Annotated in this window: 27 protein-coding genes and 1 tRNA gene; 16 read left to right on the top strand and 12 right to left on the bottom strand. The window is 57.4% G+C overall.

Going from position 1 to position 24,876, the window contains the following annotated elements; translation table 11 throughout:
• Nucleotides 1–63 precede the first annotated feature (63 nt).
• On the top strand, nucleotides 64–528 hold the full coding sequence (locus HZ995_RS01470) for an MmcB family DNA repair protein (RefSeq protein ID WP_209356925.1): 465 nt from the start codon (nucleotides 64–66) through the stop codon (nucleotides 526–528).
• Here the strand turns inward: HZ995_RS01470 and HZ995_RS01465 are convergent, their stop codons facing one another.
• Nucleotides 529–717, bottom strand: coding sequence for a DUF6324 family protein (locus HZ995_RS01465; protein WP_209356924.1), 189 nt, complete (start codon nucleotides 715–717; stop codon nucleotides 529–531). It abuts the gene before it with no gap.
• 387 nt (nucleotides 718–1,104) lie between these two features.
• Here HZ995_RS01465 and HZ995_RS01460 point away from each other — a divergent pair, with 387 nt between their 5' ends.
• The 3 genes from HZ995_RS01460 to HZ995_RS01450 all read left to right on the top strand — a co-directional run bounded on the left by HZ995_RS01460 (nucleotide 1,105) and on the right by HZ995_RS01450 (nucleotide 1,745).
• Complete coding sequence (locus HZ995_RS01460) at nucleotides 1,105–1,323, top strand: hypothetical protein (RefSeq protein ID WP_209356923.1); 219 nt, start codon at nucleotides 1,105–1,107, stop codon at nucleotides 1,321–1,323.
• A 43-nt stretch (nucleotides 1,324–1,366) separates the two neighbouring features.
• The gene (locus HZ995_RS01455) at nucleotides 1,367–1,612 is read left to right on the top strand and encodes a hypothetical protein (RefSeq protein WP_209356922.1); all 246 of its coding nucleotides are present in this window, start codon (nucleotides 1,367–1,369) and stop codon (nucleotides 1,610–1,612) included.
• A gap of 56 nt (nucleotides 1,613–1,668) precedes the next feature.
• A tRNA-His gene (locus HZ995_RS01450) sits at nucleotides 1,669–1,745 on the top strand.
• 137 nt (nucleotides 1,746–1,882) lie between these two features.
• Here HZ995_RS01450 and HZ995_RS01445 read toward each other — a convergent pair.
• A complete protein-coding gene (locus HZ995_RS01445; RefSeq protein WP_209356921.1) occupies nucleotides 1,883–2,176 on the bottom strand; it encodes a DUF6476 family protein in 294 nt (97 codons plus the stop codon).
• Here HZ995_RS01445 and HZ995_RS01440 point away from each other — a divergent pair.
• The 4 genes from HZ995_RS01440 to HZ995_RS01425 all read left to right on the top strand — a co-directional run bounded on the left by HZ995_RS01440 (nucleotide 2,175) and on the right by HZ995_RS01425 (nucleotide 5,805).
• Nucleotides 2,175–3,209: an RluA family pseudouridine synthase gene (locus HZ995_RS01440; RefSeq protein WP_209356920.1), complete on the top strand. Its 1,035-nt coding sequence runs from the start codon at nucleotides 2,175–2,177 to the stop codon at nucleotides 3,207–3,209. The genes HZ995_RS01445 and HZ995_RS01440 overlap by 2 nt on opposite strands.
• Nucleotides 3,210–3,477: 268 nt before the next feature.
• The gene (gene rpoH, locus HZ995_RS01435; protein WP_209356919.1) at nucleotides 3,478–4,374 is read left to right on the top strand and encodes an RNA polymerase sigma factor RpoH; all 897 of its coding nucleotides are present in this window, start codon (nucleotides 3,478–3,480) and stop codon (nucleotides 4,372–4,374) included.
• A gap of 90 nt (nucleotides 4,375–4,464) precedes the next feature.
• Nucleotides 4,465–4,752, top strand: a complete 288-nt coding sequence (locus HZ995_RS01430; RefSeq protein WP_209356918.1) for a DUF4389 domain-containing protein — start codon at nucleotides 4,465–4,467, stop codon at nucleotides 4,750–4,752.
• A 69-nt stretch (nucleotides 4,753–4,821) separates the two neighbouring features.
• Nucleotides 4,822–5,805: a Gfo/Idh/MocA family protein gene (locus HZ995_RS01425; protein WP_209356917.1), complete on the top strand. Its 984-nt coding sequence runs from the start codon at nucleotides 4,822–4,824 to the stop codon at nucleotides 5,803–5,805.
• Nucleotides 5,806–5,836: 31 nt separating this feature from the next.
• Here the strand turns inward: HZ995_RS01425 and HZ995_RS01420 are convergent, their stop codons facing one another.
• The 4 genes from HZ995_RS01420 to HZ995_RS01405 form a co-directional block, all read right to left on the bottom strand.
• Entirely contained in the window at nucleotides 5,837–6,313 is a 477-nt protein-coding gene (locus HZ995_RS01420) for a GNAT family N-acetyltransferase (protein ID WP_209356916.1), read from the bottom strand.
• Nucleotides 6,310–8,142: a M3 family oligoendopeptidase gene (locus HZ995_RS01415; protein ID WP_209356915.1), complete on the bottom strand. Its 1,833-nt coding sequence runs from the start codon at nucleotides 8,140–8,142 to the stop codon at nucleotides 6,310–6,312. Before HZ995_RS01415 ends, HZ995_RS01420 begins: the two co-directional genes overlap by 4 nt.
• 74 nt (nucleotides 8,143–8,216) lie before the next feature.
• Nucleotides 8,217–9,155, bottom strand: a complete 939-nt coding sequence (locus HZ995_RS01410) for an alpha/beta hydrolase (protein ID WP_245168702.1) — start codon at nucleotides 9,153–9,155, stop codon at nucleotides 8,217–8,219.
• A complete protein-coding gene (locus HZ995_RS01405) occupies nucleotides 9,155–9,445 on the bottom strand; it encodes an SCP2 sterol-binding domain-containing protein (RefSeq protein WP_209356914.1) in 291 nt (96 codons plus the stop codon). The genes HZ995_RS01410 and HZ995_RS01405 overlap by 1 nt, the downstream gene beginning before the upstream one ends.
• 118 nt (nucleotides 9,446–9,563) lie before the next feature.
• Between HZ995_RS01405 and HZ995_RS01400 the strand changes: the two genes are divergently transcribed.
• The 5 genes from HZ995_RS01400 (at nucleotide 9,564) to HZ995_RS01380 (ending at nucleotide 14,432) form a co-directional block, all read left to right on the top strand.
• On the top strand, nucleotides 9,564–10,073 hold the full coding sequence (locus HZ995_RS01400) for a tetratricopeptide repeat protein (RefSeq protein WP_209356913.1): 510 nt from the start codon (nucleotides 9,564–9,566) through the stop codon (nucleotides 10,071–10,073).
• Between the two features lie 15 nt (nucleotides 10,074–10,088).
• Nucleotides 10,089–12,824, top strand: coding sequence for a helicase-related protein (locus HZ995_RS01395; protein WP_209356912.1), 2,736 nt, complete (start codon nucleotides 10,089–10,091; stop codon nucleotides 12,822–12,824).
• A 44-nt stretch (nucleotides 12,825–12,868) separates the two neighbouring features.
• Entirely contained in the window at nucleotides 12,869–13,246 is a 378-nt protein-coding gene (locus HZ995_RS01390) for an RNA-binding S4 domain-containing protein (protein ID WP_209356911.1), read from the top strand.
• 45 nt (nucleotides 13,247–13,291) lie between these two features.
• The gene (fdxA, locus tag HZ995_RS01385) at nucleotides 13,292–13,630 is read left to right on the top strand and encodes a ferredoxin FdxA (protein ID WP_209356910.1); all 339 of its coding nucleotides are present in this window, start codon (nucleotides 13,292–13,294) and stop codon (nucleotides 13,628–13,630) included.
• Between the two features lie 295 nt (nucleotides 13,631–13,925).
• Nucleotides 13,926–14,432 (top strand): CarD family transcriptional regulator, encoded by a 507-nt coding sequence (locus HZ995_RS01380; protein ID WP_209356909.1) that lies wholly within the window; start codon nucleotides 13,926–13,928, stop codon nucleotides 14,430–14,432.
• Nucleotides 14,433–14,526: 94 nt separating this feature from the next.
• Here HZ995_RS01380 and HZ995_RS01375 read toward each other — a convergent pair whose 3' ends face one another.
• On the bottom strand, nucleotides 14,527–15,258 hold the full coding sequence (locus tag HZ995_RS01375) for an adenosylcobinamide-GDP ribazoletransferase (RefSeq protein WP_209356908.1): 732 nt from the start codon (nucleotides 15,256–15,258) through the stop codon (nucleotides 14,527–14,529).
• Between the two features lie 95 nt (nucleotides 15,259–15,353).
• On the opposite strand from HZ995_RS01375, the gene cobT reads away from it, so the two are divergent.
• On the top strand, nucleotides 15,354–16,364 hold the full coding sequence (cobT, locus tag HZ995_RS01370) for a nicotinate-nucleotide--dimethylbenzimidazole phosphoribosyltransferase (protein WP_209356907.1): 1,011 nt from the start codon (nucleotides 15,354–15,356) through the stop codon (nucleotides 16,362–16,364).
• Here cobT and HZ995_RS01365 read toward each other — a convergent pair.
• Nucleotides 16,361–18,226 carry a cation:proton antiporter gene (locus tag HZ995_RS01365; RefSeq protein WP_209356906.1) on the bottom strand — a complete coding sequence of 622 codons (1,866 nt, stop codon included), beginning with the start codon at nucleotides 18,224–18,226 and terminating at the stop codon, nucleotides 16,361–16,363. The genes cobT and HZ995_RS01365 overlap by 4 nt on opposite strands.
• Nucleotides 18,227–18,238: 12 nt before the next feature.
• The gene (locus HZ995_RS01360) at nucleotides 18,239–18,694 is read right to left on the bottom strand and encodes an Lrp/AsnC family transcriptional regulator (protein ID WP_209356905.1); all 456 of its coding nucleotides are present in this window, start codon (nucleotides 18,692–18,694) and stop codon (nucleotides 18,239–18,241) included.
• Between the two features lie 147 nt (nucleotides 18,695–18,841).
• Here HZ995_RS01360 and hppD point away from each other — a divergent pair, with 147 nt between their 5' ends.
• Nucleotides 18,842–19,936: a 4-hydroxyphenylpyruvate dioxygenase gene (gene hppD, locus HZ995_RS01355; RefSeq protein ID WP_209356904.1), complete on the top strand. Its 1,095-nt coding sequence runs from the start codon at nucleotides 18,842–18,844 to the stop codon at nucleotides 19,934–19,936.
• A 60-nt stretch (nucleotides 19,937–19,996) separates the two neighbouring features.
• On the opposite strand, the gene HZ995_RS01350 is transcribed toward hppD, so the two are convergent.
• Complete coding sequence (locus HZ995_RS01350; RefSeq protein WP_209356903.1) at nucleotides 19,997–20,275, bottom strand: hypothetical protein; 279 nt, start codon at nucleotides 20,273–20,275, stop codon at nucleotides 19,997–19,999.
• Nucleotides 20,276–20,398: 123 nt separating this feature from the next.
• Nucleotides 20,399–22,534 carry a hypothetical protein gene (locus HZ995_RS01345; RefSeq protein WP_209356902.1) on the bottom strand — a complete coding sequence of 712 codons (2,136 nt, stop codon included), beginning with the start codon at nucleotides 22,532–22,534 and terminating at the stop codon, nucleotides 20,399–20,401.
• A gap of 154 nt (nucleotides 22,535–22,688) precedes the next feature.
• On the opposite strand from HZ995_RS01345, the gene HZ995_RS01340 reads away from it, so the two are divergent.
• Nucleotides 22,689–23,375: an SIMPL domain-containing protein gene (locus tag HZ995_RS01340; protein WP_209356901.1), complete on the top strand. Its 687-nt coding sequence runs from the start codon at nucleotides 22,689–22,691 to the stop codon at nucleotides 23,373–23,375.
• Nucleotides 23,376–23,553: 178 nt separating this feature from the next.
• Here HZ995_RS01340 and HZ995_RS01335 read toward each other — a convergent pair whose 3' ends face one another.
• On the bottom strand, nucleotides 23,554–24,846 hold the full coding sequence (locus tag HZ995_RS01335; RefSeq protein WP_209356900.1) for an O-acetylhomoserine aminocarboxypropyltransferase/cysteine synthase family protein: 1,293 nt from the start codon (nucleotides 24,844–24,846) through the stop codon (nucleotides 23,554–23,556).
• Nucleotides 24,847–24,876: the final 30 nt, after the last annotated feature.

The raw sequence follows: 24,876 nt of genomic DNA, 5'->3' as shown, positions 1-24,876 counted from the left end.
GGTGTTGCGCTGAGCTGCGCAAGGTGGGTTGATTTTTGTTCACGAATTGTTCACATTCGCGAAATGGGTATTCTGACCGACACAGATCTGCAACCAGGGCAGCTTTTGGCACGCGGCGTGTCGCGGCATCTGCGGGCGCTGGGCTTTGTGGGGCTTGAGGAGTTTGTGCCAGAACGCGGCAAGCGCGTGGATGTCATGGCACTTGGCCCAAAGGGCGAGCTTTGGGTGATCGAGTGTAAATCCAGCCGCGCAGATTTTCAGAGTGACAGCAAATGGGAAGGCTATCTGGAGTGGTGTGATCGCTATTTCTGGGCGGTGGATACTGAGTTTCCCACCGACTTACTGCCTGCGGAAACTGGCTTGATTATTGCTGATGCCTATGACGCGGAAATCGTTCGCATGGCGCCCGAAGACAAACTTGCCCCTGCACGCCGCAAGAAAGTCATCCAGAAATTCGCGATGGATTCTGCGCGCAGATTGCAACGCTATCGCGATCCGCGCCTGGCGCCTTTGCCAGACGACAGCTGATTATTTTGAAAGTTTGCGCGCGGTTTCGGCGGCTGCCCGGATCTCTTCAGCGATTTCTTCGGCCTCTTCGGGTTCAAAATCCATTGGGATCTCCACGCCACCTGCTTCGATGAATATCCGCACGAAGCCTTGATCGGTTGGACCGATTTGGAGGTTTGCTTCCATGTCGCGTTCTGTGTTGATGCCCATCGGGTGCAAAGTCCTTTTCGATCGTCGCTGCGCGCCGCACTATCGTGCATTCACACCGTCGCTTCAATAGCGCTACGCCGAGTTTCTGGGGTCGCGAGGCAGCGATACTCGCCTTTTTGAGGGAGTAAAAGCTGACGCGTGGGTCATCTGCGAACGATTCGTGCTTGTGGATAACTCTCGAGATTTTGCGACTGCAGCGTAATTTTCTTCCGAAATACCGCAAAATATGCCGATAAAATTTCAAATTGCACAAAATATAGGCGAATACCCCAATATTTTGTTGACCCAGCGGAAATCCGCCTATGACAATTTGACGCGGTCACACGGAACCTCCGCTGCAATGCGTGACCAAACTTGCTGCCGCGGAAAACAAAAGAGGGACTAACAATGTTAGATAATGCGAAGAAGGCCATTGGCGCCTTAACAGAGATCGGCATCGCGCTTTTGGCGCTGGCGATCGTGGCGTCGCTTTTGGTTGGCCCATCCAACATGGCATTCCTGGGGGATGTCGTTGGCAATATCACCGCACTGGTCTCACAGCTCGGTAGTGCTGGTCTGGCGGGTCTGATCTCGCTGGGTGTTGTGCTCTGGCTGTTCAGAGGCTGACCTCTCGCTCTCCCAATAGCACCCACCAAAAAGGGCCAATGCCATGACCAGATTTTCCGACTTTCTCAACTCTGTGCAACGCGTCTTTCGACAGGTCACCGAGACGGGATTCGTTTTTCTGGGCTTCGTGGTTTTGGTCTATCTGCTGTTGGGAGAGCAATCCGGCGATTTCGTGATCTCTGTCATCGCCAATATTTCAGTTCTGGTGAATGTCATCACCCCACAGGTCCTTGCGGCCGTGGGATTGGGGCTGGCACTGATCGTCGTGGTAAAAAACCGCAGAGAATGATCTAAATGCGGCTTGACGCTCTTAAGCGAACAGCCTAAGTCAGCCGTCACCAACGTGCCGCCTTAGCTCAGTAGGTTAGAGCGCTTGATTGTGGATCAAGAGGTCCCCCGTTCGAGCCGGGGAGGCGGTACCATTTCTCTCAAAATTGAACGTTGCGCCTGTCGAAAGGTGAAATGCCTCCGGCGGGGATATTTGTGGCAAGAGAAATACCGCATTCATCTTGCGAAAAATACTCTGGGCTGAAGGCCGCTAGGCCGAGGGGCAAAGCCCCTACTTGATGTCGATTGTTTGCTTGAGCTGCCCTGTCATAGCGTCAAAGATCAAGATCTGATTGTCCGCTGTCACCACAGCAAACCAGGTGTCGCCTCGCGTGAAGGCCGTCGCCTCTGACCCATCCGGCAGCTCGATGCTGGCTGGCATCTCGGGGCCCGAACTGTAGAAACGGGTGACAAGCAGGCCGACCACGACTACAAGCCCGCCAATCATTACCACTGTCAGCACTGTGATCAGCTGGCGCAGAAACCGCAGGTTGGCCGGTTCGACCGGTTCAGGAGTGTCATCCATGTCGTCTGCTCGCGTTACATTTCAGATCGCGGAAAATCCGCCTGCGCGTCTTGATAAGGCCTTGGCGCGCGATGTGCCAGCAGAAGCTGCGCTGAGCCGGACGCGTTTGGCGCGACTTATGGAGCAGGGGGCTGTGCTGGTAAATGGCGTGGTGGCGACAGATCCCAAGGGTAAGATTGCCGAGGGTGCTGAGGTGGAAATCACGGTGCCGGTTGCGGATGAGAGCCACATTGGTCCAGAGGACATCCCGCTTGAGGTCATCTTTGAAGATGACGACCTCATCGTCATCGACAAACCCGCTGGCATGGTGGTGCATCCAGCGCCCGGTACACCGAGCGGGACCTTGGTGAATGCGCTCTTGCATCATTGCGGGGATACATTGTCAGGCGTCGGTGGCGAAAAGCGTCCGGGCATCGTGCACCGGATCGACAAAGAGACCTCGGGGCTTCTGGTGGTCGCGAAATCGGATCGCGCGCATCATGGGCTCGCTAAGCAATTTGAGAAACACACCGTCGAGCGGTATTACCGCGCGGTCGTCTATGGAGTGCCTGACGCAAATGATCCGCGCCTGCGCGGCGTGCGCGGTGTAAATTTTGAGTCTGGCAATATCATGAAGATCACGACCCAGCTCGCGCGTCACAAAACAGATCGTCAGAAACAGGCGGTGCTCTTTGAGGGCGGGCGTCACGCGGTGACTCGGTCTCGGATCGTCGAGATCTATGGCACGCCCGAAGTTGCCTCGATGGTGGAATGCTGGCTGGAAACCGGTCGCACGCATCAGATCCGTGTGCATCTGACCCACGCAGGTCATTCTCTGATCGGAGACCCGACCTATGGCGGCAAGCGCAAGCTCTCGGAAAAGGCGCTGAGCCAACAGGGCATCCAGGCGGCGTGCAGCTTTGACCGTCAGGCGCTACATGCGGCCGTTTTGGGGTTTGAGCATCCGGTCACGGGCGATGCGATGCGCTTTGAGGCACCCATTCCCGAAGATATGAACGCTCTGATCAAGGCTCTGGCCCAACCCAAAGCTTGAAACATTCCGCCCGTATGCCGGCTTACAAAATCTGATGATGTGTAAAATGCGCACAAGCGATATGCGTTAATGCATGGAAGTTTCGCTTCCCTTATGCGCCCCCAAATGACACAAATTGCACGTCTGTGTGAGCACACACGCCCGTGACTTCCAAGTTAACCAGCCGTGCGTTCATACTCTCTAAAGAATTTCACTCTAACCCGCTTGAAACGTGTGACAGCCGTACCTATCTGGATGTTAAGCGTTTAAACATTGAAGGGGACAGGACATGAGCAACTACGCAAACTTGCCAGCGCCGACGCCGGAAGGCGGTCTCAACCGGTATATGCAGGAAATCCGCAAATTCCCGCTCTTGGAGCCGGAAGAAGAGTATATGCTGGCCAAAGCCTGGGTCGAGAAAGAAGACACGGCTGCAGCGCATAAAATGGTCACAAGCCACCTGCGTCTCGCAGCGAAAATCGCCATGGGCTATCGCGGCTATGGATTGCCTCAGGCCGAAGTGATTTCGGAGGCCAATGTAGGCCTTATGCAGGCTGTTAAGCGGTTTGACCCTGAAAAGGGCTTCCGTTTGGCGACCTATGCTATGTGGTGGATCCGCGCGAGCATTCAGGAATATATCCTGCGTTCGTGGTCCTTGGTGAAGCTGGGCACGACATCCGCGCAGAAGAAGCTGTTCTTCAACCTGCGCAAGGCGAAAGCCCGTATTGGCGCGTTGGAAGAAGGCGACATGCGTCCCGAGAACGTCGCGCAGATCGCTCATGATCTTGGCGTGACGGAAGACGAGGTCATTTCCATGAACCGACGCCTCTCTGGCGGTGATGCGTCTTTGAACGCGACCGTCGGCTCTGAGGGCGAAGGCACCATGCAATGGCAGGATTGGCTTGAGGACGAAGATGCGGATCAGGCGGCTGACTATGAGGCGCGGGACGAGCTTGAGGCCCGTCGCGAGCTCTTGGCCGAAGCGATGGATGTGCTGAATGAACGCGAAAAGGACATTTTGATCCAGCGTCGTCTGCAAGATCAGGCTGTGACGCTCGAAGACCTGTCCGGTCAGTACGACGTCAGTCGTGAGCGGATCCGTCAAATCGAGGTCCGTGCCTTTGAAAAGCTGCAGCTGCGCATGCGCGAGCTGGCGCAAAACAAGGGCATGCTGGTCTCGGCCTAAGAGACTGCATTTCGTACATTTAGAAAGTTTGACGAGCCGGAGATAATCCGGCTCGCCAGAAGCCTTGTTTCTTTGACATCGGAGGATGCCATGACGGACACGCATCAACACAGCTATTCTGAGACTGAAAAACCCAAAGGTGGTGCGTGGAAACGCGGCCTGCACATGCTGATCTTTTTGATCCTTTTCGGCGTCGCGGAATCGCTTTTGGCCCTTGGCGCGATCCTGCAGTTCTTCTGGTATCTCTTTGCGGGTCGCCGCAACGAATTGATCGCCGACATCGGTCGAGACCTTAGCGTCTGGATGAAGGATGTGGTCGATTTCCAAACCGGCAACACCGAGGTGCGCCCTTTCCCCTGGGATAAATCCACCCAATAAGACAAAGCCTTTACCTCAGCCCCGTCCCGTGTAGTGTGATTGCGCTAACAAATCTTGGGAGGGGCTGAGATGACACCAGTCAAATGGGGCGTATTAGGCGCGTCAAAATTTGCGTTGAACTATATGGCGCCGGCCATTCACGCGGCTGAGGGCGCAGAGTTTGCCGCGCTCGCGACTTCCTCGATGGACAAAGCAGCACCGTTTCAGGCCTTTTGCCCAAACCTGCGCGTACATCTGTCCTATGATGATCTGCTGGCCGATTCCGAGATCGACGCGATTTATATTCCTTTGCCCAATCACATGCATGTGGACTGGACGATCAAAGCGCTTGAGGCGGGCAAACATGTGCTTTGTGAAAAGCCGATTGCCATGCAGGAGGCAGAGTTCGATCAGCTGATCGCCGCGCGCGATAAATCGGGTTTGCTGGCGGCAGAGGCCTATATGATCCTGCATCATCCGCAGTGGCATCTGACGCGTGATCTGGTCCAGCAGGGCATGATTGGCAAGCTCACGCATGTCAGTGGCAAGTTCTCTTTTGACAATCGCAAAGATACCGGAAACATCCGCAATCGGCCCGAAACTGGCGGCGGTGGGCTACGGGATATCGGGGTCTATGTCTTTGGGTCCGCGCGGTTTGTGACGGGGCTTGAAGCCAGCGAAATCTCGGCGCGGGTGCGGTACGAGAACGGGGTGGATGTGGTGGCTGACGTGCAGGGCCGCTTTGGCGATGCGCTGTATACGGCTTATGTCAGCACGCGCATGCATCCCTATCAAGAGATGGTGTTTCATGGCGAGAAGGGCGTGATCCGCCTGACCGCACCCTTCAATGCGCGGGTTTTTGGTGAAGCACGGGTCGAGTTACACACGGTGGGGCATACCGGTGGAGGCACGGTGTCTACACAGCGGTTCCCTGCAGATGATCACTACAAGCTGCAGGTCGAGGCCTTTGGTCGGGTGGTGCGTGAGGGAGGCGACTACCCCGTGCCACTCGAGTTTTCTCGCGGGACGCAGGCGATGATCGACAAAGTCTTTGAGGTCGCAACAAACACTTAAGCATCTGTCTGGCTGCCCAAAACGGGCGAGTTCAGGCTTGGTTCAGCCGTAGCCTTAAGATGTTTTGCGGACCTGCATTCCCATGCGGCCATTGTGTGCCAGTGTCTTCAAAGCCAGCTGAGATATAAGTCCGCCGAGCAATAGGGTTTGTTAGGTTCACTGTTAACCAAACGGTTTTGGAAGACGGGTAGTGGCTCGAAAGATAGGTCCCCAAAGCTTTCATAGCGAGAGAACCATATCCCTTGCCCTGCACGCGCTCGTCCAAAATCAAGGCGCGCAGGCCAACGTCGCCGACTTGTGCGAAAGAATAATCGCGCGCGTAGAAGCGGTCTATCTTGAAAATCCCAATGGGGCTTTTGCCATTTAGGATTTGGTGCAAATCGAACCGCTCCGCCGGCTCGGCAAAGGCCTCGGCTACCGTGCCGGCGAACTTGAGTTGATCCTTGCGCAAAGCGATATGAGAAACTGTTTCAAATGCATCCCGTGACAGAGGCGCAAGTGAAATCACGCCTCCATCGCCTCAAGCTCGTCGATCATGTCAGAGATCATCGACAGGCCCTTGTCCCAGAATTTCGGATCGGACGCATCTAGCCCGAAGGGAGCAAGCAGCTCTTTGTGGTGCTTAGAACCGCCAGCTTTGAGCATGTCGAAGTATTTCTCTTCAAAGCCCGCATCACCCTCGGCATAAACCGCATAGAGCGCATTTACCAAGCCGTCGCCAAAGGCATAGGCGTAGACGTAGAAGGGCGAATGCACGAAGTGGGGGATATAGGCCCAGAAGGTCTCGTAGCCTTCCATGAACTCAAACGCCGGGCCGAGGCTCTCGGCCTGTACCGACATCCAGAGCGCGTTGATATCCTCGGGTGTCAGCTCGCTTTCGCGGCGGGCGGCGTGGAGTTTGCATTCGAAATCGTAGAAGGCGATCTGACGCACGACCGTGTTGATCATATCTTCGACTTTACCCGCCAAGAGCACTTTGCGTTGTTCCTGGGTTTCCGCCGCATCAAGCATTTTTCGGAAAGTGAGCATTTCGCCGAACACAGATGCGGTTTCCGCCAAAGTCAGCGGGGTGGATGACAGCATCTCGCCTTGCTCGGCCGCAAGAACTTGGTGAACGCCGTGGCCGAGCTCATGCGCGAGGGTCATCACATCGCGCGGTTTGCCCAGATAGTTCAGCATCACATAGGGGTGGACGTTGGTCACGGTGGGGTGCGCGAAGGCGCCGGGAGCTTTGCCGGGTTTTACGCCCGCATCAATCCAGCCATCGGTAAAGAAGGGTTCTGCGATTTCGGCCATGCGCGGATCAAAGGCGGCATAGGCGTCAGAGACGGTTTTGCGTGCCTCGTCCCAATCCACGATGCGCGGGTCGTCCATCGGCAGGGGCGCGTTGCGGTCCCAGACCTGCATTGTATCCAAGCCGAGCCATTTGCGTTTCAGCTCATAGTAGCGGTGGCTCAGTTTGGGATAGGCCGCGACGACTGCGTTGCGGAGCGCTTCGACCACTTCGGGTTCCACGTGGTTGGACAGGTGCCGCCCCGTTTGCGCCGTCGGCATATTGCGCCAGCGGTCCATGACCTCTTTTTCTTTGGCCTGCGTGTTGTGGACGCGGGCAAAAGTTTTGATGTTGGCGCCAAGCACACGGGCAACTTCGCGGGCGGCTGCTTCGCGCTTGCTGCGGTCCGGGTCGGTCAGGAAGTTCAGCGTGGCCTCGATATTGAGGGTCTCGCCCTCCATGTCGAACTCGAGCCCCGCGATGGTTTCGTCAAAAAGCCGCTCCCAGGCGTCGCCGACCACGCCGAGATCATGCAGGAATTTCTCCATCTCGTCAGAGAGTTGGTGCGGTTTCATCGCGCGGATGCGATCAAGGACGGGCTTATAGCGGGCGAGGCCTACGTTTGCGGCCATGAGGCCTGCGAGGTGGTCGTCTTCAAGCCGGTTCAGCTCCAGCGTGAAGAACACCAGTGGCGTCGAGAAGTCGGTCAGCTGTTCCTGACAATTCGCCATGAATTGCGCGCGTTCCGCGTCCACGGTCATCTGGTAATAGCGCAGGCCTGCATAAGACATGATGCGGCCCGAGATCTGGCTGATCTTTTCGTTGCGCTCAATGCAAGTGAGCATGTCATCTGCGCTCAGATCGGCCAGTTTGCCTTCGTAGTCGGCGGCAAAGGCCGAACATTCTTTTTCCAGGAACGCCAGATCCGCTTCAAGTTCTGGGGCGTCAGGAGAGGTATAGAGGTCGCTCAGATCCCATTCCGGCAGATCGCCAAGGTTCTCGCTGCCAGAGCTGGCATTTGCGTCACGCACTGCAGTCGGCAGCGGGAAGGGCAGGGTGAACATCGGTGGGCCTCATCTGTGAATTGCTCTTGGATCACAGATAGGCAGAGGGGGGGCTAAGGTGCAAGGGCTGCAACTTAGCAATGTTGTGAAAAGAGATCTGCCATGGCTGCGATGGCTGGGCCGCGCATGGCTTTGCTATCCATCAGGACTTCATGCTTGCCGCGCGGGATCAGCATGAGTTCGCCTTTGGGCCAGCGCGCCATGCGGTTTTCAATCCCCGCAGGGTTCACGATGTCTTCGTCTGATCCGACGATGGTCAGGCAAGGCAGGCTAGGGGAGGGGATCTTTTCCAAGGCTTCGGTTTCTTTGAAGGCCTCATAAACCCATTGGTAGGAAAACCCTGCGACCACCAGTTCGGGATTGGCGCGGGCTTGGTCCTGCATGCGGACATACATAGCGCTGTCGGTTGTCAGGCCGTTGTCGGGGAATGTGTCGTGCAGCACATAGATCTCTTTGCTGCCGCCCGGGGCGAAATGTTCCCCAAAGCCGGTTTTGGTTGCCGCACCGCCAAGCATCTTGCCGAAAGTGCGCACCAGCGCCGTGGATCCCAGCCCCCACATGGGGCCTGAAAACGCGGCGGCCTTTACATCCAGTCCGCGATAGAGCGCGCGTAATCCGATGCAGCCGCCCATAGAGTGCCCAAGCAGATACCAAGGTTTTGGCAGCTCCAGAGCCTCGGCAGCTGCAATCGCCGCGTCCATGTCGATTTGGTAGTCAGCGAAGTCATCTACGTGGCCGACGCGATGATCCTCCGCCACACGATCAGCAAGGCCCTGGCCGCGCCAGTCAAGCGCATAGACGCCATAGCCGTGCTCTGCGAAATCCGCGGCTGTTACCGCGTATTTCTCGATATATTCCGTGCGCCCGGGAAACAGCAGAACGGTTCCCTTTGCTTTGGGAACCGCCCAATGCGCGACGCGCAGTCGGATGTCATCCGCAGTCTTCACCCAATAGGCCTCGGCATGAGGCTCATCAGGGATTGTTGCGTGGTAGGGTGCGGATGACAGGTTCATTAGCCGAGAACGCTTCCCAGTTTCATCGCCATGCCCATGTCGCCGTCGACAGACAGGCGGCCGCCCATGAAGGCTGCGGTCGGGTTCAGCTCGCCTTCGAGGATTTCCTGGAAGGTGTCGGCATCTGCCGTCAGGGTCACGTCGGTGTCATCATCGCTTGCGCGCACGCCGTCGCTGTCGATGACAATCGCGCCTTCGCCTTCAATTTCAAATTTCGCAGAGCCGTCGAACGCGTCGCCGCCCAGTTTTTCAGTCAGAGCCTCTACGGCCTTGGTCACGATATCGCTCATGGTCCAACCTTTCTTAGATGTGATCCACAGAAGGCTGGTAAATCCCTCCGTTCAGGTTACATTTATGACTGATATGCTTCGCTTACCACATAATCTTAAACTTGCCGTGGCGGCAGTTATGTTTGCCTTACTTGCTGGTGTTGCGGCAGCGCAAGACCGTTTAGAGGGCTTGATGCAAGAGTTGCGTGAGGCGGATGCGACGGCGGCGCAGCGGATCTCTGGGGAAATCGAGCTTTTGTGGCGGAAATCCGGGTCTGCGTCGGCAGATTTTCTGCTCAAGCGCGGCCTAGATGCTTTGGAGCGCGGCGAGGTTGAGGCAGCGGTCGATCACCTTTCGGCCCTCACCGATCATGCGCCGGAATTCGCCGAGGGCTGGGTCAGTCGGGCGGGGGCGTTTGTGCGTATGGGCTATTACGGCATGGCTCTGTCGGATCTGGAACATGCTTTGGCGATCAATCCGCAGCACTATGAGGCGATCTATGGGTTAGGCGTGATCCTAGAAACCATTGGCCGCCCTGCGGATGCCTTTGAGGCGATGGAGCTTTTGCAGACTATACATCCCCACTATCCCGACCTATCTGAGACCATGGCGCGGCTTGAGCCGCTCGCAAAGGGTCAGACCCTCTAATTCAAAGGCAACACGATGGCGCAGCAGGGGCGGGTGACCGCGGTCTTGGGACCGACCAATACGGGTAAAACCCATTTGGCGATTGAACGTATGCTGGGCCATCGCACCGGTGTGATTGGCCTGCCTTTACGCCTTTTGGCGCGCGAGGTTTATGACAAGATCGTTGCCGCCCGGGGGCCATCGGTGGTGGCCTTGGTGACGGGCGAGGAACGTATTCTACCGCCGCGTGCTCAATATTGGGTCTGTACGGTCGAGGCGATGCCCGAGGGCATGGGCTGTGACTTCCTCGCCGTAGACGAAATCCAGCTCTGTGCGGATCCCGAGCGGGGGCATGTGTTTACGGACCGTCTGCTGCGTGCGCGGGGGCTGCACGAGACGATGTTTCTGGGCTCGGATTCCATGCGCGGGGTCATTGCCGATCTGATCCCAGAGGCGCAGTTCATCCGCCGTGAGCGTATGTCGACGCTCAGTTATTCCGGCAGCCGCAAGATCTCGCGGATGCAGCCACGCTCTGCGATTGTGAGTTTCTCGGTCGATAACCTCTATGCGATTGCCGAGCTGATGAAGCGTCAAAAGGGCGGTGCTGCAGTGGTCATGGGCGCGCTGAGCCCGCGGACCAGAAATGCCCAGGTGGCGCTCTATCAAAATGGCGATGTGGATTTTCTGGTGGCCACCGATGCGATTGGCATGGGGCTCAATCTGGACATCGACCACGTTGCTTTTGCGGGCACCAACAAGTTTGACGGCCGCCGGATGCGCGATTTGATGCCGAATGAACTGGCCCAGATCGCAGGTCGCGCGGGGCGGGGCATGAGTCATGGCACCTTTGGGGTAACGGGCGAAGCGCGGCCCTTGGATGAGCCTGTGGCCGAAGCCATCATGGAGCATCGCTTCGCGCCGGTACGCAAACTGGTCTGGCGAAATGCGGATCTTAGGTTCGGCCACATCGATGCCTTGATCAACAGCCTTGAGGAGCCCACCAGCGACGAGCGATTGGTCAAGGCGCGCGAAGCGGATGACCTTATGGCGTTGAAAACTCTGGCCCGCGAGGCCGAGATTCGCGCCCGCGCCAGTGACGCAAAATCCGTGCGCTTGTTGTGGGATGTCTGCCGTGTGCCGGACTTCCGCGGCATCAGCCATAATGAACACGCAAGCCTCCTCGAGGGCATCTACACACACCTGCATGAACGCGGCTCGATCCCCAACGACTGGTTCTTACGTCAGGTCAAGCGAATCGACCGCGTGGACGGGAACATCGATACCCTGTCCAAAAGAGTTGCATTTATACGTACATGGACCTACGTCGCGCAGCGAAATGGTTGGATTGACGACGAAAATTATTGGCGGGACGAGACTCGCGCTGTAGAAGATCGCCTGTCAGATGCACTACACGCAAGATTGACCGAAAAATTTGTGGACCGCCGAACCTCGGTTCTGCTCCGGCGGCTCAAACAGAAGGAGGCCCTTTTGGCCGAAGTAAATGAAAATGGAGATGTGACCGTCGAGGGGGAATTCGTCGGTCGTCTCGAAGGATTTAGATTTCAAGCTGACAAGTCTGCGCAAGGAGCCGAAGGCAAAACGCTTCGTCAGGCCAGTCTTGCGGCGCTCGCACCGCAATTTCATCTGCGGGCAGATCGCTTTTACAATGCGCCTGATACGGAAATTGATTTCACCGAACAGGGCGGCCTCATGTGGGGCGAATATGCGGTCGGGAAACTGGTCGCAGGGGCAGAGCCTCTGAAGCCGATGGTTGAGGTTTTTGTCGATGACGAAGCCGGGCCGGATGTGGCACAGAAAGTGCAACGCCGCCTGCAGCATTTCATCGACCGCAAGATCGCGGCTCTGTTTGAGCCTCTGTTGAACCTGTCGCGTGATGAAGAGCTGTCTGGCCTTGCGCGCGGTTTTGCGTTCCAGATGGTAGAAGCGCTTGGCGTTCTGCCGCGTGGAGATGTGGCCGACGACGTCAAGGCATTGGATCAGGACGCCCGCGGCGTGCTGCGCAAGCATGGCATCCGGTTCGGTCAGTTCACGATCTTTATGCCGCTGATGCTGAAACCTGCGCCAACGCGTCTGCGTTTGGTGTTGTGGTCTTTGTCCAAGGGTCTGGGCGAGTTCCCAGAAGCACCGCCCCCGGGCCTGGTCACTGTGCCAGCGGGTGAGGGCGCGCCGCAAGGGTATCACGCGATGGCGGGCTACCGAGCGGCAGGCGAGCGGGCGATCCGCATCGACATGCTGGAACGGCTTGCCGATATGCTTCGTACCGAGGACAGCCGTGGTGGCTTTGAGGCCAATCCGGATATGCTTTCGATCACCGGTATGACGCTGGAACAATTCGCGGATCTGATGAAGGGTCTGGGCTATAACGCCGAGCGCGGCGAACGTCCGAAGGTGAAGCCTGAGGCGAGTGCTGAGGCTGCATCCGAAGACGTCCCAGCGCCAGCGGCGGATGAGGCACCGGCGGAGGCCGCGGCCGATGCACCTGCAGAGCCAGAACTCGACGTGTTTTATACCTTCACTTGGGGTGGCAACCGCGGCGCGCGTCAGCAAAACCGCAGCGGCCAGGGCCAAAAGACGCGCCGCGACGGCGGAGCCCCCAAAGGGCGTCGTCAAGGCAAGCCCGGTGGCAAACAAGGCGGCAAGCCGCGTCAGGACAAAGCCAAAAGCTTCCAGGCGCGTCCACCCAAGAGAGAAAAAGCCATCGATCCCGACAATCCTTTCGCAGCGCTTATGGCGCTTAAGGAAAAGAGCTAATCTGACCGGCGCGCTTTCGGGCGCGCCACTTTCAGGACAGCAGGATGACCGACGCTCCCGCCAAACTTCGCATTGATAAATGGCTCTGGCACGCGCGGTTCTTCAAGACGCGGACCCTCGCGGCCAAAATCGTCTCTGGCGGTCACGTTCGCATCAACGGACAGAAAATCAGCAAGCCAAGTCATTCGGTTGCCATTGGCGATGTCTTGACCTTTCCACAGGCCAAGCGTATCCGCGTTGCGCGTATTGAGGCTTTGGGGACGCGTCGCGGACCTGCTTCTGAGGCTCAGGCGCTCTATTTTGATATGACCGAACCTGAGAAGAAAACTCCGACAGGGGTGAGTTTTGAGGGAAAAGGTCGCCCGACCAAACGCGATCGACGCAATCTCGATCTTATGAAATCCCGGCCGCTTGAAGAATAGGCCGCTTTGAATTAGCTAGAGCGCGAAAGCTCAGGAATTACGCCCATGACCTATGTCGTCACCGAAAACTGCATCGCCTGTAAATACACCGACTGTGTGGAAGTCTGTCCTGTGGATTGCTTCTATGAGGGTGAGAACACGCTGGTGATCCATCCGGATGAATGCATCGACTGTGGCGTCTGCGAACCTGAGTGCCCCGCAGAAGCGATCTCGCCAGATACCGAGCCTGACATGGAAAAATGGGTCGAGTTCAACCGCAAATACGCGGAAATCTGGCCGGTCATCATCTCTAAGAAAGACCCGATGCCGGGTTATGAAGAGCGTGATGGCGAAGAGGGCAAGATGGAGAAATACTTCTCTGAGGCGCCCGGCGAAGGCGGCTAAGAATTGATTCTCAGCCTCGATTCGCTGCGCAGCGGCATGATTCTGGCAAAAATCATCTAGCTAACCCCCTGATTGTATTCCGATAAACCGGCAATCATGCTGCGGGTGCTTTGAACTGGTCAGTTTTTATGCTATGTTTTTATGACATATGAATAGGACCACCTGATACCATCCCTTAGGCCCTGAGCCATCGGATGGTTTTTTGCGCCAAAATGAAGCCCTGGGCGGAATGCCGATTTCCGCACATGTGTTTCTTTCGCTGCGTGGTTTTGGCTCTTGTAGGAAGAAGTACTGAATGAGCAAGAAAAAGAACGAATTCCGCCCGAACGACTTTGTCGTTTACCCTGCGCATGGCGTGGGTCAGATCGTTTCCATCGAGGAACAAGAGATCGCGGGCATCGACCTGGAACTCTTTGTGATTTCCTTTGAGAAAGACAAGATGACTCTGCGGGTGCCGACCCATAAGGCGACCGCGATTGGCATGCGTGGCCTCAGCTCTCCTGACGTGATCAGCCAGGCAATGAAGACGCTGAAGGGCAAAGCCAAGGTCAAGCGCGCGATGTGGTCGCGCCGGGCTCAGGAATATGAGCAAAAGATCAACTCGGGTGATCTGATCGCGATTGCCGAGGTTGTGCGCGATTTGCACCGCACCGACGATCAGCGCGAGCAGAGCTATTCTGAGCGTCAGCTCTATGAAGCGGCTCTGGAGCGTCTGACCCGCGAAGTTGCAGCTGTGTCTGGCGGCGACGAAGTGCTGGCGGCCAAGCAGGTTGATGAGGTTCTGACCGCGCGCGCGGCATAAAGCTTTCAATCGCAAGAATTGAGGAACCGCGTCCTTTCGGGCGCGGTTTTTCGTTGCGCGGTCTTGCGGTGAGTATTTTTGGCAAGATGAAAGCTTAGGCGAGCACCATCAACAAAACGATTGCCGTGATCTGTTGCGTCGCGCCGAGCACGTCGCCGGTTTGGCCGCCGATTTTCGCCTTGGCGAGGAGGGCTATGCCGGTCGCGGCAAGGGCTCCGAAGATCAACAGCGGGATCGTGGTGAGACCGATCAGCAAAAGCGACAGGACAGAGGCGCTCGCGATAGCAAGGCCCGCGGTTGCCATATCCGGGCGGCCTTGGGATTGGCTGAGGCCACTCTCGCGCGCGTTTGGCAGAGCGTGCATTAGGGCAGGCATCGCGCTGCGGGACAGGGTTTCGATGGCGATCAGGGGAAAGAACCACCAGCCGCCGTCGATCAACAGCCAGACTGCGGCCCAGCGGGTGATCAGGCTGAGGATCAGGGCGATGACACCATAGGCTCCAATGGCGCTGTCTTTCATGATCTCAAGACGGCGCGCTGGATCCCAGCCGCCCCAGAAACCATCAGCCGTATCGGCGAGACCGTCTTCGTGCATGGCGCCGGACATGAAAGCCGTCGCCGCCAAATAAATCCCAGCCGCCAGCATCGGATCGACGCCCAGCCACATCGCGATGGCCGTCATAAGCGCCGCGCAAGTGCCCAAAACGGTGCCTGCAAACGGATAGGCCCAGCTTGCCTGTGCAGTACGATCAAACTCTGCTTTCACCGGAAACCTAGTCAACAGCGCCAGTGCCGTTGCGACATCTTTGAATTGCGGGGCTGACATGTCGTGACTTTCCACCTGAATGTCCCTTATGGACTTGTGATCACCTGACACTGCGCTAAAGAACTTGTCAACTTACGGGGGATAGAGGGACGACCATGACTCAGGCTTTTTCAACACTCGCTGAATTCCGCAGCCTTTTGGCGGGCGCGCCGGCCTCTGATGGCGCGGCCTATGGCGCAGCTGAGGAGCGTAATGGCCAGCTGACGAAGCCTCCGGGATCCTTGGGGCGTCTTGAGGAAATCGCCGTTTGGTACGCGGGCTGGCGCGGGGATGCGAAGCCTTCGATTGAGGCGCCTCAGGTGATTGTTTTTGCCGGAAATCACGGTGTCACGGCGCAGGGCGTGTCTGCTTTTCCAGCCGAAGTGACCGTGCAGATGGTCATGAACTTTCAGCACGGCGGCGCGGCGATCAATCAGCTGTCTAAGGCGGCAGGCGCGACGCTGGACGTGCATGCTTTGGATTTGGACAATCCGACAGCAGATTTCACCCAAGGCCCCGCGATGAGCGAAGCCGAGGTGGTTGAGGCCCTTTTGACCGGTTGGAACGCGGTTGCTGACGGCACCGACCTTTTGGTTGTTGGCGAAATGGGGATCGGTAATACGACCTCGGCAGCGGCGATTGCTCATGCGCTTTATGGCGGAGAGGCTGAGGATTGGGTTGGTCGCGGCACCGGTGTTGATGATGCGGGCCTCGCAACCAAAGCGCGGGTTGTGCGCGAAGGCGTTGCGATGAACGCGGATCGCAGCGGTCTGGAAGTGCTGCGCTGTCTGGGTGGTCGTGAGCTGGCCGCGATGGCGGGCGCGATTGCCAAGGCTCGGGTTGCGCGTATTCCGGTGGTTCTGGACGGGTTCATCTGTTCTGCGGCAGCGGCGACTTTGGCGGCCGAAGAGGGTAGCGCGCTCGATCACTGTGTGGCCGGTCACGTCAGTGCCGAGGCGGCGCATTTCAATGTGCTGAAGAACCTCGGCAAAGAGCCGCTTTTGGCGATGAACATGCGTCTGGGCGAGGCCTCTGGTGGCGCGCTGGCGATCAATATCGTGAAATCCGCGGTCGCCTGTCACTCGGGTATGGCGACCTTTGCCGAAGCGGGCGTGTCTGCAGGCTAAGGGTCCTTGCCGATCTGGGCTGTGAGGACGGTCTGGAGCTCGGCCTCAAGCTCCATCGCTTTGTCGATATAGGGTTTGTTTTGCGACCCCGGGATGTCCTCGCGCCACAGAAGCGCGAGTTCCCGTACAGCGTCGCGGTCGTGGTGATAGAAGGCTTCTTCGGCCATGGCGGCCTCATATTCTGTGAGGCCCATGTTTTCGAGCACATAGCGTCCCGCACGCAAGCTGCTGTCAAACATTTCGCGGACGATGTCATTGGCCCCGGCTTGGAACAGTTTAAACACGGTCGGACGATCCGTCGCGCGGGCGATGATATGCAGGTCGGGCCGTTCCTTGCGGGCGTGTTTCACAAGGCGCAGCGCCGAGGCCGGGTCATCGAGCGCAATCACCAGAACTTTTGCATCCTTAAGACCCGCCGCGCGCAGAAGGTCAGGGCGGGTCGGGTCTCCGACATAGGCGCGGACGCCGAACCGGCGCATGGTTTCGATGGTCTCGAGGTTGCGATCAAGGACCACTGTCTTGAAGCCCGAGGCGCGCACAAGGCGGTTTACGATCTGGCCGAACCGACCGATCCCAGCGATGATCACAGGGCCGAGCTCGTCAATTTCGTCAGGCTCGTGGTCCTCGTCTGTATCCTGCATGCGCGCTGAGAGCAGCTCATATAGGATGAACAAAAGCGGCGTGATCAGCATCGACAGGGCGACGACCAGCAAGAGTGTCTCTGACAGGTCTGTTGGCAGCACATTGGTTTGCAGGGCGAAGGAAATCAGCACGAAGCCAAATTCTCCGGCCTGTGCGAGTGCCAAGGCAAAGAGCCATTGATCGCGCCCCCTCAGGCCAAAGGCGCGGCCCAGGATAAACAGGATCACCATTTTGATCGCGATGACCGAGAGCGTCAGCCCGAGGATATTCAGAGGATCCTGAAACAATGTCGGGAAATCGATCTGCGCGCCGACAGTGATGAAAAAGATCCCCAAGAGCAGGCCCTTAAAGGGCTCAAGGTCGCTTTCCAGTTCGTGGCGGAATTCCGAATTAGCGAGGACCACACCTGCAAGGAAGGTTCCGAGCGCCGCTGATAGCCCTACAAGCATCATCAAGAATCCAATGCCGACCACGATCAAAAGGGCCAGAGCCGTATACATCTCGCGCAGGCCTGCCTTGTCGATGAAGCGGAACATGGGACGCACGAGGTAAATGCCTGCAAGGATTACGCCGCCCACCACTCCGATGGTGACAAGCGTGACGCCCCAGCTCGGCAGGCCTTCGACTATGGATAGGGTCGCATGGTGATCGTCGTGATGACCTCCCAGCGAAATAGAACCATCTGCGGCGATCTCGGGGACAACGGGCAGCGCCAGCAGCGGCAAAAGCGCCAGCATCGGGATCACGGCGATGTCCTGCATCAAGAGGACTGAAAAGGTCGAGCGGCCTCCGGGCGTTTGCATCAGCCCTTTTTCGTCGAGTGTTTGAAGGACAATTGCTGTGGACGACAGGGCAAAGATCAAGCCAACGGCCAGCGCAATTGACCAAGCATAGCCCCATTGACTGAACAGTACCCAGACAGCCGCCGTCGTAAGGGTGATCTGCAGACCTCCAAGGCCAAGCAGCTTGTGGCGCATGTCCCAAAGCGCGCGAGGATCCAGTTCAAGTCCGATGATGAACAGCATCATCACTACGCCAAATTCGGCGACATGCTGCAGGCTTTGGGTTTCGTCGCTGCCCATCAAACCCAGTACGGGGCCAATCATAACCCCCGCCATCAAGTATCCCAGAACCGACCCCAGCCCCATGCGCGAGGCCAGCGGTACAGCGATCACCATCGCAACAAGGAAGATCGTGGCTTGGTAGAGAAATACGTCCATGATGGGCTTTCTTTAAGTAGGCAAGGGCGCGTCGCGTTTGAGTTGGTCCATGACGATCTGGCTTTGCACGCGGCTGACGGCCTCATGCGGCAAGAGCACCTCGTGGATCAGGCGGTTTAGGGCTGAGAGGTCTTCGCAATAGACGCGCAGCAGGTAATCTGCGTCTCCTGTCAGGGTCCAGACGCTTGTGATTTCAGGCCTTAGGGAAAACAGGCGATTGATTGAGGTGCTTTGGTTCGGGCCATGGGTGGACAGTTGCACCTGCACAAAGGCCTGCACCGTCAGGCCGACACGGATCGGGTCGATCTTGGCCGCATAGTTTTGGATATAGCCTTCTGCCTCAAGCCTCTGCCTGCGACGGCCTGCCTGACTTGTCGAGAGGTTCAACTGCTCTCCTAACTGCTGCGCCGTCAATTGAGCGTCGTTTTGCAGAGCGGACAGCAGGTTTTTGTCGGTTTGATCAAGCATAATGCGAATTTTGCGCGTAATTTTGCGGAATTATTTAAATGATACGCGAAGAATGTAAATATTGTACGCAATTTTGCGGATTTTGCGCTCTGGCATGCGCGTAGATTGGATGAAACACCTTTAACACGCAATATATGGAGCTGCCCCATGGGTCCTTTCCCACATGACGCCCCCCGCGCCGAGATCTCTGATTTTAACCCGGCTGGCACCGACGGTTTCGAGTTCGTCGAATTTGCGCACCCAGAGCCGCAGGAACTGCGCGAGTTGTTTGCACGCATGGGCTATGCCCATGTGGCCAACCACAAGACCAAAGCCATCGAACTTTGGCAGCAGGGTGACATCACCTATGTGCTGAACAACGAACCCAACAGCTTTGCTGCGCGTTTCGCCGACGAGCACGGCCCTTGTGCCTCGGCGATGGCATGGCGCGTTGTGGATGCACAAAAAGCCTATGAGCATGCTGTGTCCAAAGGTGCCAAGCCATATGACGCAGATGACAAAACTGTCGATTGGCCTGCAATCGAAGGCATCGGCGGGTCTCTGATCTATTTCACCGATCAGTATTACGACACATCGCCTTACAACGAAGAATTCGACTGGACCACGCAATCCAAGCCTGAGGGCGACGGGTTCTTCTATCTCGATCACCTGACCCACAATGTCTTCAAAGGGAATATGGACGTTTGGTTCAAATTCTACGGCGATCTGTTCAACTTCCGTGAAATCCGTTTCTTTGACATCGAAGGCAAATTCACCGGCCTGTTTTCGCGCGCGCTGACCAGCCCTTGCGGCAAGATCCGTATCCCGATCAACGAAGATCGCGGCGAGACCGGTCAGATCGTCAGCTATCTGAAGAAGTACAAAGGCGAAGGCATTCAGCACATCGCTGTTGGCTCGAACGACATCTATAGCTCAACTGATGCGATCGCGGACAAAGGTCTGAAGTTCATGCCTGGCCCGAACGAGGCCTATTACGATCTGTCCTATGAGCGCGTGAAGGATCACACCGAACCCAAAGACCGCATGATGAAGCACGGCATTCTGATCGACGGCGAAGGCGTTCTAAACGGCGGAGAGACCAAGATCCTGCTGCAGATTTTCTCCAAAACTGTGATCGGCCCGATCTTCTTTGAATTCATTCAGCGCAAAGGCGACGACGGATTTGGCGAAGGCAACTTCAAAGCTCTGTTTGAAAGCATCGAACAAGAGCAGATCGACACTGGCGAGTTGGTGGCAGAGTAAGCCCGATCTCGCTTAGCATGCAGAAACGGCCCGCGTCTGACTAGGACGCGGGCCGTATCATTACTTGCCTAGAGCATTGCGGATTACGCTCACCGCGGCCAGCACCACGCCACCGCCAACGCCGCCGCTGACAAGCTGGCCTACAATCGACATAAGGTCCATGCCGCCGCCTCCATCAAGGGCGCCAGCGCCTACCATTGACAGAATAGAGCCGCCAAGTCCGCCGCCGAGGATCCCGGCAATCGAGTTGATAACACTTCCTTGGTTGATGTTCTTGATGGCACCGCCCGCGACATTGCCACCGATAGCGCCTGCGATCAGGCTGATAATGAGTTCCATGGTATTCCCTCTATTGGGCAGGCCATAGGGCGCTGCGTTTCCCTGGGAACCTTAGATTCATGACTATTAGCAAAAACGGGAAAAGATGCGCTAGATTTCCCCCCGAAACAGGCGGCGGCGATTTCAGCCTTTTGGCAGCGCCAATACGATGCTTCGGCTACCTTTCACGTACCGCAGCTCGCTTTCGCCGATGGCTGACACACGTCCGCCATCCAGCCGATCTCCGACTTTCACCTTTCTATAGCGGCCAGTCGACAGGCGTACCAAGGCACGGCGGTCGCTGGACGTGCCATAGACGCCGATCAGATTGATCTTGCGCAGGTTGATCGCATTGGTCTGTGTGGCAGACCGTGCGACAGAAGCCGAGCTCGGGATCGACGGGGTTGTGACCTGAGCCGGTGGCACCGCAACAGCGGCGAGTTGTTCCTGAACCTTCGCGGCTTTGGCTTCAAACCCATTTGGACGCAAAGCGGGGCGCAGGCTGGAAAGGACAGCTTGGTTGGTTGCGCCTTCAAGATCGGTTGGATCGATAGAGGCGACCACAGCAGCAGCGGCTTCCAACGCGGGATCGTCGGGACGCAAGCGTGGCCGCAAGCCTGCAAGCTCGGAAAGGGTGCTGCCACCCAAAGTGGCGCGTTCGTTTTGCTCGACCAGATCGCCGGGACGCGCTTGTGGTCGCAGGCTGGCCAGTTGCAGAAGCGCGGGATCTTCTGCGCGCTCCGGCGTGACAACAACGACAGCATCACGGCTGGGGAAGGACGCGGGGACGACCGCTGGCTTGCCTGCGAAAACGGTGATCCATTCCGGCGTCAAAGCGCCTTCGCGCGTGGCTACAACCAGCCCGCGATCATCGAATTCGATTTGGGTACCTGCTGGCAGCGGATCATATTGCACTGGCAGGCTCAGATCGCTTTCAAAGCTTTCGATCTTTGGCAGCGCAATGGCATCGTGGGTCTGCTGGGAGACCTCAAAAGAGCCAACGTAAATTCCCTCTGTCCCTTCCGTCACTGGCAGGCTTGGTTGACGGGGTGCGAAATCCCAGATGCCTGTGGCGGCGTAGCGCGCTTCGGCCTCAAGCGAGGGTTCAATCGCCGCTTCAACGGGATCATAGATGCCATCGTCTTCGAGCGCTTCGATCTCTGCGCTGTCGGTGATTGTTTCGGGCGAAACCGGCGCGAGAGGTTGCGTGTCGACCACAGGGTCTGGCTGGGCTGCAACCTGAGTTGTTTCCTGGCCTTGCCAGAGCGTTGCGACTCCGTCCTCTGTGAACAGGGCAGCCCATGTGACGGCTGCTGCCAAAATCACGACGAAAAAAGCGATCAGATAAAGAGAGATCACCTTGTGCCGCGGCAGGTCTGACATGGGATGGGATGTTACGCCCACAAACGACTCTTGCCGTACCTTAGGTGCGGGATTTGCGACCTCAAGGGCCGGAACCATGGCGCCCTTTGGATGCGCTTTTAGCCCGGCGGCCAAAGTGGCCGGATCAAAGCGCGGGGTTTTGTCAGACAGGTTTGGTGTCGCGGCAGGCGTGGTCGGAGGGGCAACAATCGTGTCTTGCGTGACCAATGGGGCCGCCTCTGTGGGCGCGACTGGGTCTGCGATGGGCGTTAGCGGAGCGAGGGGCTCTTCCTGGCTAGGACGTCTACGCGACGCAAATGACGGAGCTTCGTCAAAAGTCGCGGGTTTGCTGTAGAGCGGTTTGAAATCAAATGGAGCGCCTGCACCAGAAATTTCAACGGCGAGGATATCAGGTTCTGGATATTCATCAGCCTCAAGGAATTGTCCTGCGACACCGGTTGCGCCAAAAAACGGCTCTCCGTCAAATTCGTCACCGTCAGGAACAGCGACAAAGCTGACCGGCGCAAACCCGTGTTCAACAGCAAAAGCTTCGGCTTCGCGCAGAGTGTCGATGGCGACAGCGGCCACCTGAAAGATGTCATCGACCTCGGTGAAGTCATAAGACAGTTCGCTGACGGCATAGGGCGTGGCTCCGTCCAGTGCGGCCGCGACTTGGGCTTCGGCGTCTTCTTCAGTGGCTGCGACACTCAGGTATTTGATCTGATCATTTGGCAGGATCAGTTTGCAGGCCGCCGGGCCGTCGACCAATGCTTCGCCTTCTGCGCGCAATTCGGCCAATGCTCCGCCCAGATCGCGGTGATCCAGAGGCACATCGCCCAACAAATGCCACCCCGTTTCTGCGCGACACAGCAACGTGATGCCTTCCATGGAAAGGGATAAGGCAAAATCGGGCTTCATAACTAAGTACTGGACCTAAACTTACGAGGGTATGGGGTCTACGCGCAAACTTTACAGCAGGAAGCCGCCGAGGCAAAGCAAAAGCGGTTGATCTGCGGCGCAATGCGCGTTGCAATGCCGATCGGGGATGCTTCGGTTACTTGGAGGCAATCATATGTTGAAAATTCACTCTTGGGCTCTCGCTTTGGCACTTGCCGTGCCGTCCTTTGGTTTGGCGGGCGAGATTGTTGTGCAGGGGCAGGGCTCGGTCGAGCAGGCGCCGGATATGGCAACGATCACACTTGGCTCGCAGTTTGCGGCGAAACAGGCGGATGATGCGCTGGATCAGGTGAGCGAGGCGACTGCGACGGTTTTGGCGACCTTGGCAGAGTTGGGCGTAGAGGCGAAAGACGTGCAGACCAGCGGGCTCTACCTGAACCCAGTGTGGGACGACAGTTATAACCGCCACGGTGGGCGCAACATACGCGGCTATTCTGCGGGCAATACGGTGCATATTCGCGTGCGCGATTTGGACAAGCTGGGTGGGTTGCTGGATCAGGTGGTTGAGGATGGGGCCAATACGTTCAACGGTTTGAGCTTTGGACTGCAGGATTCCACCGACGCCAAAAACGAGGCACGTCGCCGTGCGGTTGCCGATGCGCGCGCCAAGGCTGAGCTTTATGCGGAAGCAGCAGGCGTTTCGCTAGGCAAGATTATTGAGCTGACGGATGGGGTGACGTCTTCGCCGCAGCCGATGTTTATGGAGCGCTCGGCGATGGTCATGTCAGATGCCGTTCCGATTGCCGAGGGAGAGGTCTCGACCTCGTCGCGGGTCACGATCACTTTTGAGATTGCAGAGTAAGGACTGGTGCTCGGAACAAGGGCCAAAGGCCCGCCGAGCACAGCGCCGGACCGGTCCCGAAGGGCCGGCGCTTAGGCAACTTGGTTGCCGTTCAAGAATGCCCGACGGATTTTGCCACTATTAAGTGTCTATAACTGACGTTACAGCGCCGACCCACCGGACCGGCGCTGTGCTCGGCTTACTTGCCCGCGGCATTCAGCGCGCGGTCCAGATCGCCTTTGAGGTCTTGGATGTCTTCAATACCAATAGACAGACGCACAATGCTCGGACCTGCGCCCGCTGCGGTCTGTTGCTCGACGGTCAACTGACGGTGCGTGGTCGACGCCGGGTGAATGATCAGCGAGCGCGCATCACCAAGGTTGGCCACATGGCTAAAGATTTCGAGGCTATCGACCAGTTTGACACAGGCGTCATAGCCGCCCTTCAGGGAAATCGTGAACAGGGCGGACGCACCTTTCGGGCAGATCTTGGCCATACGGTCATAGTAGGGCGACGATTTCAGACCGGCATAGGTCACATAGTCTACCGCGTCATGACCCTCGAGCCACTCCGCCAGATCTGTCGCGTTTTCCACATGGCGCTGCATCCGCAGGGACAGCGTCTCGATCCCCATCAATGTATAATGCGCCGCTTGCGGATTCATCGTCATGCCAAGGTCGCGCAACCCGATCGCGATGGAATGGAACGTGAAGGCCAGAGGACCAAAGGTCTCGTGGAATTTCAGGCCGTGATAGGCGGGCTCTGGTGTGGACATCGACGGGAATTTGTCATTGGCAGACCAGTCGAATTTCCCGCTGTCCACCACGCAGCCGCCGGTGACGGTGCCATTGCCGGTCAGATATTTGGTGGTGGAATGCACAACCAAGGTCGCGCCAAGGCTGATTGGGTTACACAGGTACGGCGTCGCGGTGGTGTTATCCACGATCAGAGGAATGCCCGCGTTATCCGCAACCGCTGCAATGGCCGGAAGATCTGCGATATGGCCACCGGGGTTGGCGATAGACTCACAGAAGACCGCGCGGGTGTTTTCGTCGATCGCCTCAGCCAGCGCTTCTGTGTCATCGATATCAACGAATTTCGCGCTCCAGCCAAAGCGTTTGATGGTCTGGCTGAACTGGGTGATCGTACCGCCATAAAGACGGTTGGAGGCCACAACATTGCAGCCCGGTTGCATCAGCGGAAACAGCGCCATGATCTGTGCCGCATGACCCGAAGAACAGCAGACCGCACCGACACCGTTTTCCAGCGTCGCAATGCGTTCTTGCAGAACTGCAATTGTCGGGTTGGTCAGGCGGGAATAGATGAACCCCACTTCTTGTAGGTTAAACAGCGCCGCTGCGTGGTCAGAATCGCGGAACACGAATGCCGTGGACTGGTGGATCGGCGTTTGCCGAGCCCCTGTCGCAGGGTCTGGCCGCGCGCCTGCGTGAATTTGCAAAGTATCAAAACCGTAGGTAGGTCCGTCGGTCATCGTCATCCTCCAAAAACTGTTGGTAAATGT

Source organism: Cognatishimia activa, from assembly GCF_017798205.1.
Lineage (GTDB): Bacteria > Pseudomonadota > Alphaproteobacteria > Rhodobacterales > Rhodobacteraceae > Cognatishimia > Cognatishimia activa_A.
This window is presented reverse-complemented; position numbering and strand designations above follow the sequence as displayed.

Bases quoted from the DNA above. Each gene is read 5' to 3' on its own strand.
- HZ995_RS01350 (WP_209356903.1), bottom strand. From the start codon at position 20,275: ATGGAACTCATTATCAGCCTGATCGCAGGCGCTATCGGTGGCAATGTC.
- HZ995_RS01395 (WP_209356912.1), top strand. From the start codon at position 10,089: ATGGCGCAGCAGGGGCGGGTGACCGCGGTCTTGGGACCGACCAATACG.
- HZ995_RS01365 (WP_209356906.1), bottom strand. From the start codon at position 18,226: ATGGACGTATTTCTCTACCAAGCCACGATCTTCCTTGTTGCGATGGTG.
- HZ995_RS01470 (WP_209356925.1), top strand. From the start codon at position 64: ATGGGTATTCTGACCGACACAGATCTGCAACCAGGGCAGCTTTTGGCA.
- HZ995_RS01405 (WP_209356914.1), bottom strand. From the start codon at position 9,445: ATGAGCGATATCGTGACCAAGGCCGTAGAGGCTCTGACTGAAAAACTG.
- HZ995_RS01430 (WP_209356918.1), top strand. From the start codon at position 4,465: ATGACGGACACGCATCAACACAGCTATTCTGAGACTGAAAAACCCAAA.
- HZ995_RS01340 (WP_209356901.1), top strand. From the start codon at position 22,689: ATGTTGAAAATTCACTCTTGGGCTCTCGCTTTGGCACTTGCCGTGCCG.
- HZ995_RS01400 (WP_209356913.1), top strand. From the start codon at position 9,564: ATGTTTGCCTTACTTGCTGGTGTTGCGGCAGCGCAAGACCGTTTAGAG.
- HZ995_RS01390 (WP_209356911.1), top strand. From the start codon at position 12,869: ATGACCGACGCTCCCGCCAAACTTCGCATTGATAAATGGCTCTGGCAC.
- HZ995_RS01465 (WP_209356924.1), bottom strand. From the start codon at position 717: ATGGGCATCAACACAGAACGCGACATGGAAGCAAACCTCCAAATCGGT.
- fdxA (WP_209356910.1), top strand. From the start codon at position 13,292: ATGACCTATGTCGTCACCGAAAACTGCATCGCCTGTAAATACACCGAC.
- HZ995_RS01380 (WP_209356909.1), top strand. From the start codon at position 13,926: ATGAGCAAGAAAAAGAACGAATTCCGCCCGAACGACTTTGTCGTTTAC.
- HZ995_RS01375 (WP_209356908.1), bottom strand. From the start codon at position 15,258: ATGTCAGCCCCGCAATTCAAAGATGTCGCAACGGCACTGGCGCTGTTG.
- HZ995_RS01335 (WP_209356900.1), bottom strand. From the start codon at position 24,846: ATGACCGACGGACCTACCTACGGTTTTGATACTTTGCAAATTCACGCA.
- cobT (WP_209356907.1), top strand. From the start codon at position 15,354: ATGACTCAGGCTTTTTCAACACTCGCTGAATTCCGCAGCCTTTTGGCG.
- HZ995_RS01455 (WP_209356922.1), top strand. From the start codon at position 1,367: ATGACCAGATTTTCCGACTTTCTCAACTCTGTGCAACGCGTCTTTCGA.
- HZ995_RS01345 (WP_209356902.1), bottom strand. From the start codon at position 22,534: ATGAAGCCCGATTTTGCCTTATCCCTTTCCATGGAAGGCATCACGTTG.
- HZ995_RS01425 (WP_209356917.1), top strand. From the start codon at position 4,822: ATGACACCAGTCAAATGGGGCGTATTAGGCGCGTCAAAATTTGCGTTG.
- HZ995_RS01445 (WP_209356921.1), bottom strand. From the start codon at position 2,176: ATGGATGACACTCCTGAACCGGTCGAACCGGCCAACCTGCGGTTTCTG.
- HZ995_RS01415 (WP_209356915.1), bottom strand. From the start codon at position 8,142: ATGTTCACCCTGCCCTTCCCGCTGCCGACTGCAGTGCGTGACGCAAAT.
- HZ995_RS01460 (WP_209356923.1), top strand. From the start codon at position 1,105: ATGTTAGATAATGCGAAGAAGGCCATTGGCGCCTTAACAGAGATCGGC.
- HZ995_RS01410 (WP_245168702.1), bottom strand. From the start codon at position 9,155: ATGAACCTGTCATCCGCACCCTACCACGCAACAATCCCTGATGAGCCT.
- hppD (WP_209356904.1), top strand. From the start codon at position 18,842: ATGGGTCCTTTCCCACATGACGCCCCCCGCGCCGAGATCTCTGATTTT.
- HZ995_RS01440 (WP_209356920.1), top strand. From the start codon at position 2,175: ATGTCGTCTGCTCGCGTTACATTTCAGATCGCGGAAAATCCGCCTGCG.
- rpoH (WP_209356919.1), top strand. From the start codon at position 3,478: ATGAGCAACTACGCAAACTTGCCAGCGCCGACGCCGGAAGGCGGTCTC.
- HZ995_RS01360 (WP_209356905.1), bottom strand. From the start codon at position 18,694: ATGCTTGATCAAACCGACAAAAACCTGCTGTCCGCTCTGCAAAACGAC.